At 62.9% G+C, this 14,073-nt stretch carries 12 protein-coding genes and 1 pseudogene; 8 read left to right on the top strand and 5 right to left on the bottom strand.

Features of this window, described 5'->3' with window-relative positions:
- Positions 1–67: 67 nt before the first annotated feature.
- Genes VGO04_RS02315 through VGO04_RS02305 form a run of 3 tightly spaced genes read left to right on the top strand, consistent with a single transcriptional unit; the run spans position 68 to position 3,717 of the window.
- Positions 68–1,585, top strand: a complete 1,518-nt coding sequence (locus VGO04_RS02315) for a sugar ABC transporter ATP-binding protein (RefSeq protein WP_327494347.1) — start codon at positions 68–70, stop codon at positions 1,583–1,585.
- Complete coding sequence (locus tag VGO04_RS02310; RefSeq protein WP_327494346.1) at positions 1,582–2,625, top strand: ABC transporter permease; 1,044 nt, start codon at positions 1,582–1,584, stop codon at positions 2,623–2,625. The genes VGO04_RS02315 and VGO04_RS02310 overlap by 4 nt, the downstream gene beginning before the upstream one ends.
- A gap of 48 nt (positions 2,626–2,673) precedes the next feature.
- Positions 2,674–3,717 (top strand): substrate-binding domain-containing protein, encoded by a 1,044-nt coding sequence (locus VGO04_RS02305; protein WP_327494345.1) that lies wholly within the window; start codon positions 2,674–2,676, stop codon positions 3,715–3,717.
- 66 nt (positions 3,718–3,783) lie between these two features.
- Here the strand turns inward: VGO04_RS02305 and VGO04_RS02300 are convergent, their stop codons facing one another.
- The 3 genes from VGO04_RS02300 to VGO04_RS02290 all read right to left on the bottom strand — a co-directional run bounded on the left by VGO04_RS02300 (position 3,784) and on the right by VGO04_RS02290 (position 7,167).
- On the bottom strand, positions 3,784–4,002 hold the full coding sequence (locus VGO04_RS02300) for a DfrB family trimethoprim-resistant dihydrofolate reductase (protein WP_327494344.1): 219 nt from the start codon (positions 4,000–4,002) through the stop codon (positions 3,784–3,786).
- Between the two features lie 71 nt (positions 4,003–4,073).
- Positions 4,074–6,128, bottom strand: coding sequence for a bifunctional aldolase/short-chain dehydrogenase (locus VGO04_RS02295; RefSeq protein WP_327494343.1), 2,055 nt, complete (start codon positions 6,126–6,128; stop codon positions 4,074–4,076).
- A 58-nt stretch (positions 6,129–6,186) separates the two neighbouring features.
- On the bottom strand, positions 6,187–7,167 hold the full coding sequence (locus VGO04_RS02290; RefSeq protein ID WP_327494342.1) for a sugar-binding transcriptional regulator: 981 nt from the start codon (positions 7,165–7,167) through the stop codon (positions 6,187–6,189).
- A gap of 420 nt (positions 7,168–7,587) precedes the next feature.
- On the opposite strand from VGO04_RS02290, the gene VGO04_RS02285 reads away from it, so the two are divergent.
- The 3 genes from VGO04_RS02285 to VGO04_RS02275 are packed head-to-tail and all read left to right on the top strand — an operon-like array spanning position 7,588 to position 10,440.
- Positions 7,588–8,139: a MaoC family dehydratase gene (locus tag VGO04_RS02285; protein ID WP_327494341.1), complete on the top strand. Its 552-nt coding sequence runs from the start codon at positions 7,588–7,590 to the stop codon at positions 8,137–8,139.
- Between the two features lie 7 nt (positions 8,140–8,146).
- On the top strand, positions 8,147–9,307 hold the full coding sequence (locus VGO04_RS02280) for a CaiB/BaiF CoA-transferase family protein (protein ID WP_327494340.1): 1,161 nt from the start codon (positions 8,147–8,149) through the stop codon (positions 9,305–9,307).
- The gene (locus VGO04_RS02275) at positions 9,304–10,440 is read left to right on the top strand and encodes an ABC transporter substrate-binding protein (protein WP_327494339.1); all 1,137 of its coding nucleotides are present in this window, start codon (positions 9,304–9,306) and stop codon (positions 10,438–10,440) included. Before VGO04_RS02280 ends, VGO04_RS02275 begins: the two co-directional genes overlap by 4 nt.
- Positions 10,441–10,494: 54 nt before the next feature.
- Here VGO04_RS02275 and VGO04_RS02270 read toward each other — a convergent pair whose 3' ends face one another.
- Positions 10,495–11,331: an amidohydrolase gene (locus tag VGO04_RS02270; protein ID WP_327494338.1), complete on the bottom strand. Its 837-nt coding sequence runs from the start codon at positions 11,329–11,331 to the stop codon at positions 10,495–10,497.
- Positions 11,332–11,406: 75 nt separating this feature from the next.
- Positions 11,407–12,195 (bottom strand): IclR family transcriptional regulator, encoded by a 789-nt coding sequence (locus VGO04_RS02265; protein WP_327494337.1) that lies wholly within the window; start codon positions 12,193–12,195, stop codon positions 11,407–11,409.
- Positions 12,196–12,360: 165 nt separating this feature from the next.
- Between VGO04_RS02265 and VGO04_RS02260 the strand changes: the two genes are divergently transcribed.
- Both VGO04_RS02260 and VGO04_RS02255 read left to right on the top strand, forming a co-directional pair.
- Complete coding sequence (locus VGO04_RS02260; protein ID WP_327494336.1) at positions 12,361–13,680, top strand: sugar ABC transporter substrate-binding protein; 1,320 nt, start codon at positions 12,361–12,363, stop codon at positions 13,678–13,680.
- Positions 13,681–13,762: 82 nt separating this feature from the next.
- Positions 13,763–14,073: pseudogene (locus tag VGO04_RS02255) on the top strand (sugar ABC transporter permease); the annotation flags it as partial.

Here is a 14,073-nt window from a genome sequence, read left to right as displayed (position 1 = left end):
GTCAAATGTCAATGACCTTGACATTTGACGATGGCCTATCCTAACCTGCCTTCAACGGGAGGAGAGAATGAGCGAACAGGCAGTGTTTCGCATTGAGGGCGTGCGCAAATCCTTTGGGCCGGTGCCGGTCCTGCGGGGAGTGGACCTCGACCTCAAGGCAGGAGCCGTCACCGTGTTGATGGGCGCCAATGGCGCTGGAAAGTCGACGCTCGTGCGCATCTTGAGCGGCGTCTATACGCGAGACGCCGGCACGATCGAACTAGCGGGCGCAGCGTTCGCACCGGCGACCCCGGCCGAGGCGATCCGCGCGGGCGTCGTGACCGTGCACCAGAACATCAATGACGGTGTCGTTGCCGATCTGGACGTGGCGACCAATCTCACGCTCGACCGGTTGAGCGGGCGCGGTGCCCGGTTTTTCTTCAACCCGCGGCGCGTGCGGCGCGAGGCCGCTGCCGTTGCCTCGCGCATGGGACTGTCCATCAACCTCTCTGCAAACATCAACGATCTGACGCTGGCCGACCGGCAGATGGTGGCGATCGCTCGCGCCATGGCGCATGAGCCGAAGGTGCTGATCCTCGACGAACCCACGTCGTCGCTCTCAAGTGCGGAGGCAGACCGCCTGTTTGATCTCGTCGACCGGCTGAAGGCGCGCGGCGTCGCCATTCTCTATATCTCGCATCGCATGTCCGACATTCGCCGCCTTGCCGACAGCATCGTGGCGCTGCGCGACGGCCGCATCAGTGGGCGTTTCGAAGGGCAGGCTCTCGACTATGAAGGTGCAGTCAACGCCATGCTCGGCCGCAAGGTCTCGGCCGGATCTGTCGCCCTGCGCGATGCCGGTCGCCCCGTCTTCAAGGCGCGCGGCCTGAAGCTCACGGAGCAGTCGCGCCCCTTCGACTTCGATCTCGGTGACGGCGAGATCGTCGCCGTCACCGGTCTTGTCGGCGTCGGCAAGACAGCGCTTGCCGAAACCCTCTTTGGCGCGCGGGCGCCGGCTGCAGGCGAAATGGTCCTCGACGGCACCGGCTTTGCCCCACGCACCACCGGCCAGGCCATCGAGCGTGGCGTTTTTCTCGTCGCCAAGGATCGCGCGATCAGCGGCATCGTTCCCGATTTCAACATCTACGAGAACATCAGTCTGCCGTTCCTGCGCCGGCTTTCGCGTTTCGGCATATCGAGCCGCCGCGCCGAAAAGACCAAGGCGCGCCAGCAGATCGCGTCGCTGGGCGTTGTCTGCCGCAACGAGCGCGACGAGATGCAGACCCTTTCAGGCGGCAACCAGCAGAAGGTGATGGTCGGGCGATGGCTGTCCGAACCCTCGCGCCTTCTCATCCTCGACGAACCGTTCCAGGGCGTCGACATCGCCGCCCGCCGCGACATCGGCGAGAAGCTGCGCGCATCGGCTGCCGGCCGTTCCACCATTCTCTTCCTGACCGAACTCGACGAAGCCTTCGAGGTCGCCGATCGCATTCTCGTCATGTCGGAACACACCATCGTCGGCGAGCACCGCAATGCCGATATCGACGTCGACCGGCTGCTGTCGGAGATCGCCGGTCAATTCTATCAACAGGTCCATGCGTCATGAGCAGTGAACAGAGCAATTCCGCGGTCCCCGTCCTTTCAAGCACATCGGGTGTCCGCGAAGCGGCTATCAAATACGGCTTCCTCGTGCTGCTCGCCGGGATGGTCCTCTACTTCTCCATTGTCACCGGCGGTTTTGCGTCCCCGCAAAGTGCGGTCTTCATCCTGCAGTCCGTGTCGATCACCGGCATCCTGGCGCTGGGCGTAACCGCCACACTCGTCGTCGGCGGATTTGACCTCTCGATCGGGTCCGTCGCCACCACCGCGATGATGGCCTCATCTTACGTCATGGTGGTGATGGGCGGCGACGCCCTCACGGCCACGCTCGTCTGCCTCGCCATCGGCGTGCTGGTCGGCCTCGTCAATGGCATCATCATCGTCTACATGCGCGTTCCGGATCTGCTGGCAACGCTCGGCATGATGTTCCTGCTGCTTGGCCTCCAGCGCATCCCGACCGAGGGCCGCTCGATCGCGACAGGGATGACGCTGCCCGACGGCTCGGTCGCCGCGGGGACCTTCAGCCCGGGCTTCCTGGCACTCGGCCGCCACCGCTTCGATTTCATCCTGCCCAATCTGGTGCCGGTCTCGGTCGTGGTGCTGATCGTGCTCGCGATCCTGATCTGGTTCTTCCTCGAATACACCCGTTTCGGCCGCATGATGTACGCCGTCGGCTCCAATGAGCGCGCCGCCGGCCTCGCCGGCGCACCGGTCAACGCCTACAAGATCTCGGCCTACATCATCTCCGGCGTCTTTGCCTCGATCGGCGGCATATTGCTCGCCGCCCGTCTTGGCCGCGGCGACATCGCGTCGGGTAACAACCTGCTGCTCGACGCGGTTGCCGCCGCGCTGATCGGCTTTGCGGTGCTCGGCGCCGCCAAGCCCAACGCCTTCGGCACCGCCATCGGCGCACTCTTCGTCGGCATCCTGCTGCAGGGCCTGACGATGATGAACGCGCCCTATTACACCCAGGATTTCGTCAAGGGCGCGGTGCTCGTCATCGCCCTGATCTTCACCTTTGCGCTCTCGAAAAGAGGCAAACGCTGAGGGGAGCCCTCGGCGGACAACAAAAGTTCACCAGTGGAGGAGACTGACATGAACATAACTCGCAGGAGCCTGGGCGCACTTACGCTCGGGTTGATGGGGGCCGCCGCCTTCGGCGTGCCGTCCTTTGCCGCCGACATGCCGAAGCCTTTCGACAAGGCCGGCGACGTCAAGATCGCGCTCGTGCGCTACCTTTCGACCGGCGACTTCTTCCAGTCGTACCTTGCCGGCGTTGAAGCCCAGTCCAAGGCGCTCGGCGTTCAGCTTCAGGTCTTCGACAGCCGTCAGGACGCAGCGCTCCAGGCAGACATGGTCGACCAGGCGATCGCGCTCGGCGTGCAAGGCATCATCATCCAGCACGGCCTGACGGAATCGATGAAGGAAGCCGCCCAGCGCGCGGTCGACGCCGGCATCAAGGTCGTCGCCTTCGACGTCAATGTCGAAAACGAGAAAATCCCGCAGATCGAACAGTCCGACCGCGACCTTGCTCGTCTTGCGCTCGAACAGGCGGTGAAGGACAACGGCGAGGCGTTCAAGGCCGGCTACGTCTATGTCGCCGGCATCGCGCCGCTCGACCGCCGCGACGAAACCTGGAAGGAATTCAAGGCGAAGTATTCGGGTATCGAGGAAGCCGCTCAGTTCGGGACGATGGACAACCCGATCGCCAATTCCGTCGCCAACCAGGCTCGCGCGGTGATCTCGGCGAAGCCCGACATCACGGTGATGTTCGCTCCCTACGACGAATTCGCCAAGGGCGTGAAAATCGCTGTTGACGAGGCGGGCCTTTCCTCGAGCGTGAAGATCTATTCGGCCGACATCTCGACCTCTGACATCGCTGCCATGCGCGAATCCGGCTCCGCCTGGACTGCGACCGCCGCCACCAACCCGGCCGTGGTCGGCCAGGTCTCTGTGCGTTCGCTCGCCATGCTGCTTGCCGGCGAGGATCCGGGCCGTCAGGTCATCGTGCCGCCGACATTGATCACCCAGAAGGACCTGAACGATCAGGACATCAAGAACATGGAGGAACTCGGCGTGAAGCTGCCGCAGTTCGCCCATGCGGATGTCGCCATGCCCGCCTGGATGCCGAAGCCTTAATCTCCCAAGGCGAAACGGAAAGGGGGCGGCCCACCGGGCCGCCCCCTTTTTTGTCTCGATTTCCTGTCACTCACTCGCCGCCGCCGGTGGTTCCCATGCCTCGATCGCAGTCTCGGGGTAGATCTGCACTGAGCCGGGCTCGAAGTGGCTTTCGATCGCATACCCAAGACCGGTCAGGTCTGTGCGGTACCAACCGACGATCTTGCCGCGCCAGGAGGCGCGGCCTTTTTTGGCGGCATAGTCACCCATTTTGAACGCGGCATCCGAGGGCCAGGGATCGATCATCTCATCTCCATCCGAACAACTCTAACGGGAGGCTAGATCGTGGCGCATATCCGTACTCGGATGGAAGCCGGTCAGCGCATCGCCGCTGCGATATTGCCGCCGTCGACGGTCGTGACATCCGCGGTTGTGCGTTCAGCAAGCGCGTGGTGGACGAAGGCGCGGGCCACGTCCTCGGCCGTCACTTCGAGACCGAGCAGGTTTCCGCCCATGTAGTCCTTGACCGAAAGGCCACGGGCTGCTGCGCGGTTGGCGATCATCTCGTCGTTGAGCAGGCCTGAGCGAATACGGTCGGCGTTAACCGCATTGACCCGGATATGGTCGGCGCCGTGTTCCAGGGCGTATTGCCGCGACAGGAACAGTGTTGCCGCCTTCGGCAATCCGTAGGCGCCGAATTTTGCGCCGGGATTGACCGCCTGCTTGGAGGCGTTGAAGAGCAACGCGCCGCCAGTCTTCTGCGCCTTCATGACGCGCACCGCATTCTGTGCGACCGTCTGATGGGCAAAGAAGTTCAGCTCGAAACTCTTGCGCAGCAGGGCATCGTCCATCGTCGCGATCGGGCTCTCCCAGGCCGCACCGGCATTGGAGACGACGATATCGACGCCGCCGAAGGTTGCGATCGTCTTGTCAAAGGCCGCGCTCACGGACGCGGGATCGGTGATGTCGCAGGCAAGGCCGATGGAACTGTTGCCGGCAGCCTTGGCCACTGCGGCCGCCTTTTCGCCGTCGAGGTCGAGTACCACGGCGTGGGCGCCCTCTGCGACAAACGCCTTCACGATTGCCGCACCGATGGCGCCAGCACCCCCGGTCACGAGCGCGACCTGCCCGGTAAACGGCTTCGGTTTCGCGCCCGCGAGCTTTGCCTGTTCCAGCGACCAGTATTCGAGATCGAAGAGGTCCGGCCGGCTGACCGGCTCGAAACGGCCCACACTTTCGGCGTCACGCGCCGCCTCGATCCACATTTCGCCGACGTCGGCGGCGATCATCGCATCCTTATAGGTCCGGCCGTGGCCAAACATGCCCAGCCCCGGCACCAGCGTCAGCCTTGGCATCGGATCAAGCATGATGCGCTTGACGTCGTCACGTTCATCGTTGCTGCGGAAGTACTCAACGTAGTCTGCCGCAAACGCAGCGACACGCGCGTCGATGACTGCGCGATAAGTGGCGAGATCGTCCTTTGCCGGCGCCGGCAGGACCATCGGCCCGGTCTTGATGCGGATGGAAAGGTCGGGCGTCGACACGCCTCTGGCGGCCATGTCCTCCACTTGTGCGGCATTGACGAAGTCGAGGATATCAGGCGAGGAGCGAAACACGCCGACCATGCGATCATACCGGCCTTCGCCCTTGTTGACGGCGACGGCACCGCGCAGCATCGGCGCGATCTCGGCCGGGCTTGCAAGCGACGCGGGCAGGGCGGACGGCGTAAAGGGGTGACGCCCGTTCTTCCTCACGTGCTCCTCGGCAAGCGTGACATAGTGGATCATCCGCTCATAGGCTTGCTTCGCCGTCTCGCCGAAAGTGAAAATGCCGTGCTTGTCGAGGATCAGTCCCTCGACGGTCGGGTTCTGGTCGAACACGTCGGCTGCCGCCTTGGCGAGCGCGAACCCCGGCATGATATAGGGCACGAAGCCCATCTTCGTGCCAAACAGCTCCGCGCTCATTTCGCGGCTTCTTGCCTGGTCGGCGATGGCGAGGATGGCGGTCGAATGGGTATGGTCGACAAACTTGTGCGGCAGGAACGCGTGCAGCAACGCCTCGACCGAAGGATTGGGTGAAGAGGGGTCGACGAGGTTGGCGCGCAGCAGCGTCACCATGTCCTCGTCCGACAGCTTTTCGAGCTTGCGGCTCTTGAGCAGCGGCGCGATCTTGACGGCGGGCAAGCCTGCAGGCTCGATCGTACCCATGTCCCAGCCGCTGCCCTTGACGCAGAGCACCGCGTGAGTGTCGCCGACAAGATCGGTAATCTCGGTCTTGACCGAGGTGTTGCCGCCGCCATGCAGAACCAGACGCGACTCGCCGCCCAAAAGCCGTGTCGTATAGGTCCTCAGTGCCAGATCTCGGCCGGTGCCCTTCGCCGCGTAACCCGCAACGACCCTTTCGGCCTCCTCGTCGCGCCAGAGATTTTCCATCGTGTTCAGCCTCCCGATAAACCGGCCCGGCCGGCATCGGCGGACCCAGACGCGATGCTCAGGTCCTGCCTGAGAAACCCTTGCCGAGCCCTTCGCGGCTCCAGCGTTCGATGACCCGCCGCGCCATCGTTTCCGTGATGACCAGATGTGAGGCAAAGCCCCCCTTGAGGGCTGCCATCAGCGGCTCGAACTTGTTTTCTTCCTGCACGACCAGCATGCGCTTCTTGATCGCGCGAATGGAATCGAGATCGGCGGAAATGCAGCGGCGATTGTGCGCGCAATCCATCCATTGCCCGTCGCGGTCGATGAGCTGCCCGGCGATGACACCGGCCGCCCCCTTTTCGCCCATCGCATGCATGTCTTCGGCCGAGAGCGCACCGCACTTGACGAGGTGGCTGTCGTCCTCGATGCCGCCGACCGAATAGAGCGCGAGCCCGCAGTCCGAGATGGTTGCGAGTTGCTCCTTGATCACTGGCTCGCCGCGCAATTCCTCGGCCAGCCGCTCGGAGGAAAGCACCAGGGGGGCGTAGAAATTGATGCCTTCCGCATTCAGGCGACGGGCGATTTCCGTGGTGCACTGGTCCGGGCGATAGGAATAGGGAGCGCCGAGATTGCCGCAAAGCTGCACGACGGTGACGCCGCGCAGATCGGCGAACGGCATGACGTCGGCGATGTGATAGACGGTGCGCCCCCAGGCGACGCCGATGCGATCGCCCTTGTTGATGAGTTCGAGAAAGACGGAGGCAGCGACAACAGGCATTTCGGCAGCCGGATCCATGGCCTGGCGATCCTCCGGCACGAGCCAACAGTTCGTCAGCCCGGTCGCATCTTCGAGCTCGCGCGCAAGGACATCACTGGAAAAGAGCTCTGTCGACGTGGTGATCGTGACGATCCCCATCTCGCGCGCCTTGCGCAGATACATGGCAATGGAAGCGCGGGAGATTTCCAACCGTTGCGCAACTTCGTCCTGGCGCAGGCCGTGTGCATAATAGAGCCAGGCGGCCTTGTGGATGATCTGGTCGGTGGCACGGATGGGCATCAGCAGTCTTTCGTGAAAGCGTTTTGACATAATTCATCAATGCTGACAAAAGTCAACGACCTTGCCCGGCATCGGTTACCTTAGCCGCTGATCGCGCTGCCTGCACGCCTCAAACCGACGAGCATCTCGCGGCCGCAGAGGCCCGGTCGTGGCACGCCAAATTCTCAGTCCACGTCAAATTCCGCACTTCGAACCCGGCAGCTCCGCCGCGGCGACCGCCAAACATGCCGTTTGTTCGCAAGCACATGGCAACCCGACAAGCAAAACGGCGGCGCGCAACGACGAACGCACGCCAGTTGTCAGTTGCAAACACAATCCATATGTGAACATACTATTCATATAAGAGCTTCATGCTGCCGAGACGGTCTCGAAAAGCAGCAGCAGGCTCGCGATTGCTGACCTTCTGCACAGGTGCTGATCATGGACGACTTCACACCCACCGTCGGGATTTCCTCGACCCGCCCCGCGGACATGCCGCAAGACCACGCCGCCCTGCCGGTATGGAATGCGGAAAACTGGTTCTACGAGGATTGGCCGGTCGGGCAGCGCATACGCTCCTTGCGCCGGACGATTGCCGAGAGTGACAGCCACCTGTTCAACACACTGGTCGTCGACATCCACCCTTATGTGCAGGATCAGATGTTTGCCGAGCGCGAGGGCATGTTCGGCAAGCGGCTCGTTGCCGGCGCCTTCGTGTTTTCGGCCGGCCTCGGGCTCGTCGCCACCAACTGCGTCAATGCCTTCTCCTACGGCTATGACAAACTGCGCTTCATCAAGCCGGTGTTCATCGGCGACACGATCTACACGATCCGCACCAACATGGACAAAACGCCCCGGTACAAGGAGCTCGGCCTTATTCGCGCGAGCTACCAGGTCTTCAAGGGTGAAGGCGAACTCGTGCTCTACTGCGAGCACCTGCAGACCGTAAAATACAACAACCCCGCCGACTTCATCGGCAAGACCGAGAAGTAGGACGCCGATGACCGAAACAAACGAACTGCCGCTCGCAGGCCTTGTCGTCGTCGACATGAGCCAGTTTCTCTCCGGCCCCTATTGCTCCTTGCGCCTGATGGATCTCGGCGCGCGCGTCATCAAGATCGAACGTCCTGACGGTGGCGACCTGTCGCGCCGGCTCTATCTCAGCGACACCGAGATCGGCGGCGACTCGACGATCTTTCACGCCATCAACCGCGCCAAGGAAAGTCTCGCGATCGACCTGAAGAATGAGGCTGACGTTACTGCGTTGAAGACGCTGCTCGCCAAGGCGGATGTGCTTATCCAGAACTTCCGCCCTGGCGTCATCCAGCGTCTCGGGCTCGACTATGAGGCCGTCAAGGCCATCAACCCGAAGATCGTCTACGCCTCGATCAGCGGCTATGGCGAGGAGGGCCCGTGGGTTAAGCGCCCCGGCCAGGACCTGCTGGCGCAATCTCGTTCGGGTGTCATGTGGTTGAACGGCGACGAGGGGCAGGGGCCGGTTCCTTTCGGCCTTGCAATCGGCGACATGCTCGCCGGGGCTGCTGCAGCGCAAGGAATTCTTGCGGCGCTCGTTCGTCGCGGCATCAGCGGCAAGGGCAGCCTGATCGAGACCAGCCTGCTCGAAGCACTCGTCGACTTCCAGTTCGAAGTGCTGACAACGCATCTGAATGATGGCCGTCGACTGCCGACCCGCTCCGGCTTTCGCAGTGCGCACGCCTATCTGTCCGCACCCTATGGCGTCTATCCCGCCAAGGACGGCTATCTTGCCATCGCCATGACGCCGATCCCGAAGTTGGCCGACCTGCTCGAGATGCGCGAGCTCGACGCCTATCGCGACGATCCGGCCTCCTGGTTCTCCGAGCGCGACCGGATCAAGGCGCTGATCGCCAAACGGATTGCGGAACACAGCATCGATCATTGGCTCTCCGTGCTCGAACCCGCCGATATCTGGTGTGCCCGCGTGCTCAACTGGAACGAACTCATCGAAAGCGAAGGCTTCCGGGTGCTCGACATGCTGCAGACAGTCGTGCGCGAGGACGACGTCTCGATCCTGACGACGCGCTCGCCTTTGCGGGTTAACGGCAAGCGCGCCCAGGTGGACCGTGCCGCACCGCGCATCGGCGAGCATAGTGCTTCGATCCGCAAGGAGTTCGGCCTGTGAGCATCACGTTGAAGGGCATGACCTGGAGCCATCCGCGCGGCTACGACCCGATGATCGCCTGTTCGCGGCTCTGGCAGGAACACACCGGCGTTACGGTCGAGTGGGAGAAGCGGTCGCTGCAGGATTTCGAGACCTATCCGGTCGAAGAGCTGGCGAAGGCGTATGATCTGATTGTCATCGACCATCCCCATGTCGGCCAGATCACCAAGGAAAAGTGCCTGGCGCCGCTCGATATTGCGGGCCGGGAGGCGGAACGGAACGCACTGGCGCAGGCGAGCGTCGGCCGCTCCTATCCGAGCTACACCTGGCAGGGCCGGCAATGGGCCTTCCCGATCGACGCGGCGACGCAGGTCCAGGCCTGGCGACCGGACCGGGCAGAGCGTGTCGAGACCTGGTCTGAAATGTTGGCACTGGCGCGACAGGGAAGGGTGATACTGCCAATGCGCCCGCCGCATTCCCTGATGTGCTTCTATACGCTATCGGCCAATCTCGGCCATCCCTGCCGCAGCGACGGCGCGGGCGAGTTGATCGATATCGATGCCGGCACGGAGGCGTTCGAACATCTGCGGGAACTGACCGACCTGATCGACCCGGCCTGCTTCTTGATGGATCCGATCGCCGTGCTCGAGGCGATGAGCGACCCGGCGTCGAAGGCCGTGTGCGCGCCGCTGATCTACGGCTATGTCAGCTATGCCATGCCCGGTTTCCGGCCGTCTCTCGTCAAGTTCGGCGATATTCCCGTGGCCGGGCAGGGCGGGCCCGCTGGATCGGCTCTCGGGGGCACCGGCATTGCCGTCTCCGCCTTTTCAAGTGCGATCGATGCCGCAATCGATTTCGCCTATTTCGTTGCCAGCGGCGAGGTCCAGCGCGGCCCATATGCCGCAGGCGGCGGACAACCGGGTCACGCAGCAGCCTGGAACGACGACGTCGTCAACGCCGCCACGTCCGATTTCTATCGCGCAACCCGCAAGACGCTGGAGACGGCCTGGGTCCGCCCTCGGCACGACGGCTACATGGCCTTCCAGCAGGCGGCGTCGGATCGGATCAACGGCGGGCTCCTGCGCAAGGATGCGGGACGAATGGTGGTGGAAGATCTCAACCGTCTGTTTACGGAGAGCTTTGCTGCTGCGTGACAGGTTTGGCCGGGGCGCTCCCAGCGCCCCGGCCCCACCCTAAAATCCACCGGATCAGGCGAGATTCCAGATTCGCCGCGCGTTGCCGGCAAGCAGCTTCTGCTTTTCTTCTGAACTGCAGCCTTCGAGAAGCGCATGGGTCGCCCCGACCCAGGTCGAAAGATTGCCCCCGAGCGTACAGACGGGCCAGTCGCTTCCCCAGACCACTCGGTCCCAGCCGAATGCTCCGATCGTGTGCTCCACGTAGGGGCGTAGTGTGGCGACCTGCCAGGCCTCGTCGGCATAGGCGACCACGCCGGAAATCTTCGCCGTCACGTTCGGGCGCCGGGCGATCTCGCTCATGTGTTCACGCCAGGGATGATCAATGCCCGCACGAATGTCTGGTACGCCGCAATGGTCGAGGATGAATCGGACATCCGGCGCGAGGTCGATCAACGCAATCGCTGTCGGGATCTGGTGCGGCAGCACGCAGAGGTCGAAGGTGAAGCGGCGCCCGCCGAGCCGGCGGATATTGTCTCGAAAAGTCGACTGCTCGGACAAGTCGTCCTGCATGACATGCAGCACGCGGCGGAACCCTTTGATGAAGGCATTCGCTTCCTGCCGCTCCAGATAGGCGGCAAAGCCATCTTCCTCCGGGCGGCAGGCGGCAATGGCCCCCTTGAGCAGGCTGCCCGGCTCCCGCGCCAGCCGTTCAACCTCTCCTGTCTCTTTCTCGATCTCGGAAGGCTCGACATCGACCTCCATGTGGATTGACGCCTCAATCCCGAGCCTGCGGGCTTCGCGTTCGTAGGTCGAATAGAGGAAATCGTGGTCGAGCGCCGGCACGCCCGCGAGCCAGGGGTAGGTGAGCTTCGACCTGTCGATGAGGTGAAGATGGGTGTCGATGATCAAGGCGTCCTCCTCCGAACGACGGCCCACATAAGAATGGACTGTTCAAATAAGAAGTAAGGCCGTGACCGGTCGTCGTCAATCGGTTGCCGGGCCCACGTCCGAGCCCGCCAGCATCGACAGTTGCTCGGCCGTTTTAAGCAGCAAGGCGATGCTTTCGGTGATATCCGGCGCCGACGGCGCGTTGACCAGCGCGATGTAGGGCACGGTGAGCGCCGCGATGCCGCGTCCATCGGGCCCGAGGATCGGGGCCGAGAGGTTATAGACGCCGGCAGTCTGCGCGCTTGCCATCATCTCGTAGCCACGCTCGCGGATCTGGTCGAGCCGTGCGTAGAATTCCGGTCCGCGCACGACCTCGTCTTTGCTCTTGGCATGTTCGGCAATCATCATCTCGCGTTCTTCGGCCGTGCGGAAGGCGAGCAGGATGTGGCCGGATCCGGTGTCGAACAGGCTGATATGCGAGCCGACCCGGATCGAAATACCCCAATAATCAGGCGCTTCCTGCTGGGCAATGACCACGGCCGAGCCGCGGTCGAACACGGCGAGATGATTGGCCTGCTTCGAGCGTTGCGCCAGATCACGCATCAAGGGTGTTGCGTAGGAGGCAAGCCGACGCACCGGTGCGTGCAGCTGCGCCAGCCCGAACAGTTTTAGCGTCAGGGAGTAGCGGTCACCGTCGATGCGGGTGACGTAACCGCGCCGCACCAGCCGGTCGAGCATCCGGTAGAATTCGTTCGGGCTCCGGTTCAGGCGCTTGGAGATCTCCGCTTGCGTCAGTCCGCCGTCAACGCTGGCGAGCAGCTCGAGAATGTCGAGCCCCTTGTCGAGGGCGGGTGCGCGATAGCGGTCAGACTCTTCGGTGTCCATGCGGCCTCCTTGGTGAATATTCATATCCATATACGCAGACATAGCCGCCGACAAAGGAAAGTTCTCCCTTGACGCCCAATAAATTTGTTGTTTGTATATGAATTAGTTTCTCACACATGAGAACAACGCGCCAGGAAGAGGGCGTGAACCACGGGAGGAGTGGATATGGAAAGGCTGCTTGCCGGCGTCTCTGCCGGTGTCGTCATGCTTGCCTGTGCGATGGGAGCGGCCAGTGCCGCGGATCTGCCCGGCAAGTTCGAAGGCGTCACGATCGACGCCAAGCTGATCGGCGGTCAGCAATACGAAAAGCTCTATGAGCGGATCGGCGAATGGGAGAAGGCGACCGGCGCCAAGGTCAACATCCTGTCGAAGAAGAACCACTTCGAACTCGACAAGGAGATCAAGTCGGACATCGCGACCGGCGGCGTCAGTTGGTGCGTCGGCTCCAACCATTCCTCCTTTGCGCCGCAATACCCCGACATCTACACCGACCTGCTGCAGCTATTGCCGCCGGAAGAGATCGCCAAGTTCGTGCCGGCCCTGATCGACGCCTCGACGCTCGACGGCAAGCTGGTGATGTTGCCGCGCGCCCAGTTCGACGTGTCGGCGCTCTACTACCAGAAGAGCCTCTATCAGGACGAAGCCAAGAAGACCGCCTTCAAGGCCAAATACGGCTATGATCTCGCGCCGCCGGACACCTGGGCGCAGGTGAGCGACCAGGCCGAGTTCTTTGCAGCGCCGCCGAATTTCTATGGCACGCAGTTTGCCGGCAAGGAAGAGGCGATCAACGGCCGCTTCTATGAAATGCTGGTTGCTGAAGGTGGCGAGTATCTCGACAAGGACGGCCGCCCGGCCTTCAACTCGGAAGCCGGCGTGCGGGCGCTCGACTGGTTCGTCAAGCTCTACAAGGACAAGGCAGTGCCGCCAGGCACGACCAACTATCTCTGGGACGACCTCGGCCAGGGCTTCGCTTCGGGCTCGATCGCCGTCAACCTCGACTGGCCTGGCTGGGCGAGCTTCTTCAACGACCCGAAGTCGTCCAAGGTGGCCGGCAATGTCGGCGTGAAGGTGCAGCCGGCCGGCTCCTCCGGCAAGCGCACCGGATGGTCGGGCCATCACGGCTTCTCGGTGACCGAGGATTGCGCCAACAAGGAGGCTGCCGCCTCGCTCGTCTGGTGGCTGACCAACGAGGACAGCCAGAAGCTGGAATCGGCTGCCGGCCCGCTGCCGACCCGCACGGCCGTTTGGGAATACAACATCAAGCAAGCCGAGGGCGACGCCTACAAGACCGAAGTGCTGCAGGCTTTCCAGGAAGCCGCCAAGCATGCCTTCCCGGTTCCGAAGACGGCCGAGTGGATCGAAATCTCCAACGCCGTCTATCCGGAACTGCAGGCCGCCATCCTCGGCGACAAGACGTCGAAGCAAGCGCTCGATGCCGCAGCCGAAAAGGCGACCGGCATTCTCGAAGACGCCGGCAAGCTCTGAAAGTAACAAAAGAGGCGGCGCGCCGATGCCTTGAAGGCGCCGGCGCCGCCTCGACCATTTCATGCGATCTCAGGACTGCCCGATGAAGCTCAAGAATTTGTCAGCGCCGACCCTGCTTCTGCTCCCGGCCTTCGTCGTGCTGGCGGTGGTGATCGTGCTGCCGCTCATCTTTTCGTTCTATTCGAGCTTCACACCGTTTCGCTTGACCAAACCGGAAACGCTGTGGGTCTTTGTCGGCCTGCGCAACTACGCGACCGTGCTCGGCAATCCAGAGTTCTGGGTCGCCTTCGGCCGCACCGTGCTGTTGCTGACGGTGGCGCTCAACGCCGAGATGCTGCTCGGCCTCGGGCTGGCGCTGCTCGTCAACAAGGCGACCCATGGCCAGCGCCTGCT

It is taken from the genome of Ensifer sp. (assembly GCF_035999185.1).
Lineage (GTDB): Bacteria > Pseudomonadota > Alphaproteobacteria > Rhizobiales > Rhizobiaceae > Ensifer.
The sequence above is the reverse complement of the archived record's forward strand: the minus strand, read 5'-3'. Positions and strand labels throughout refer to the sequence as shown.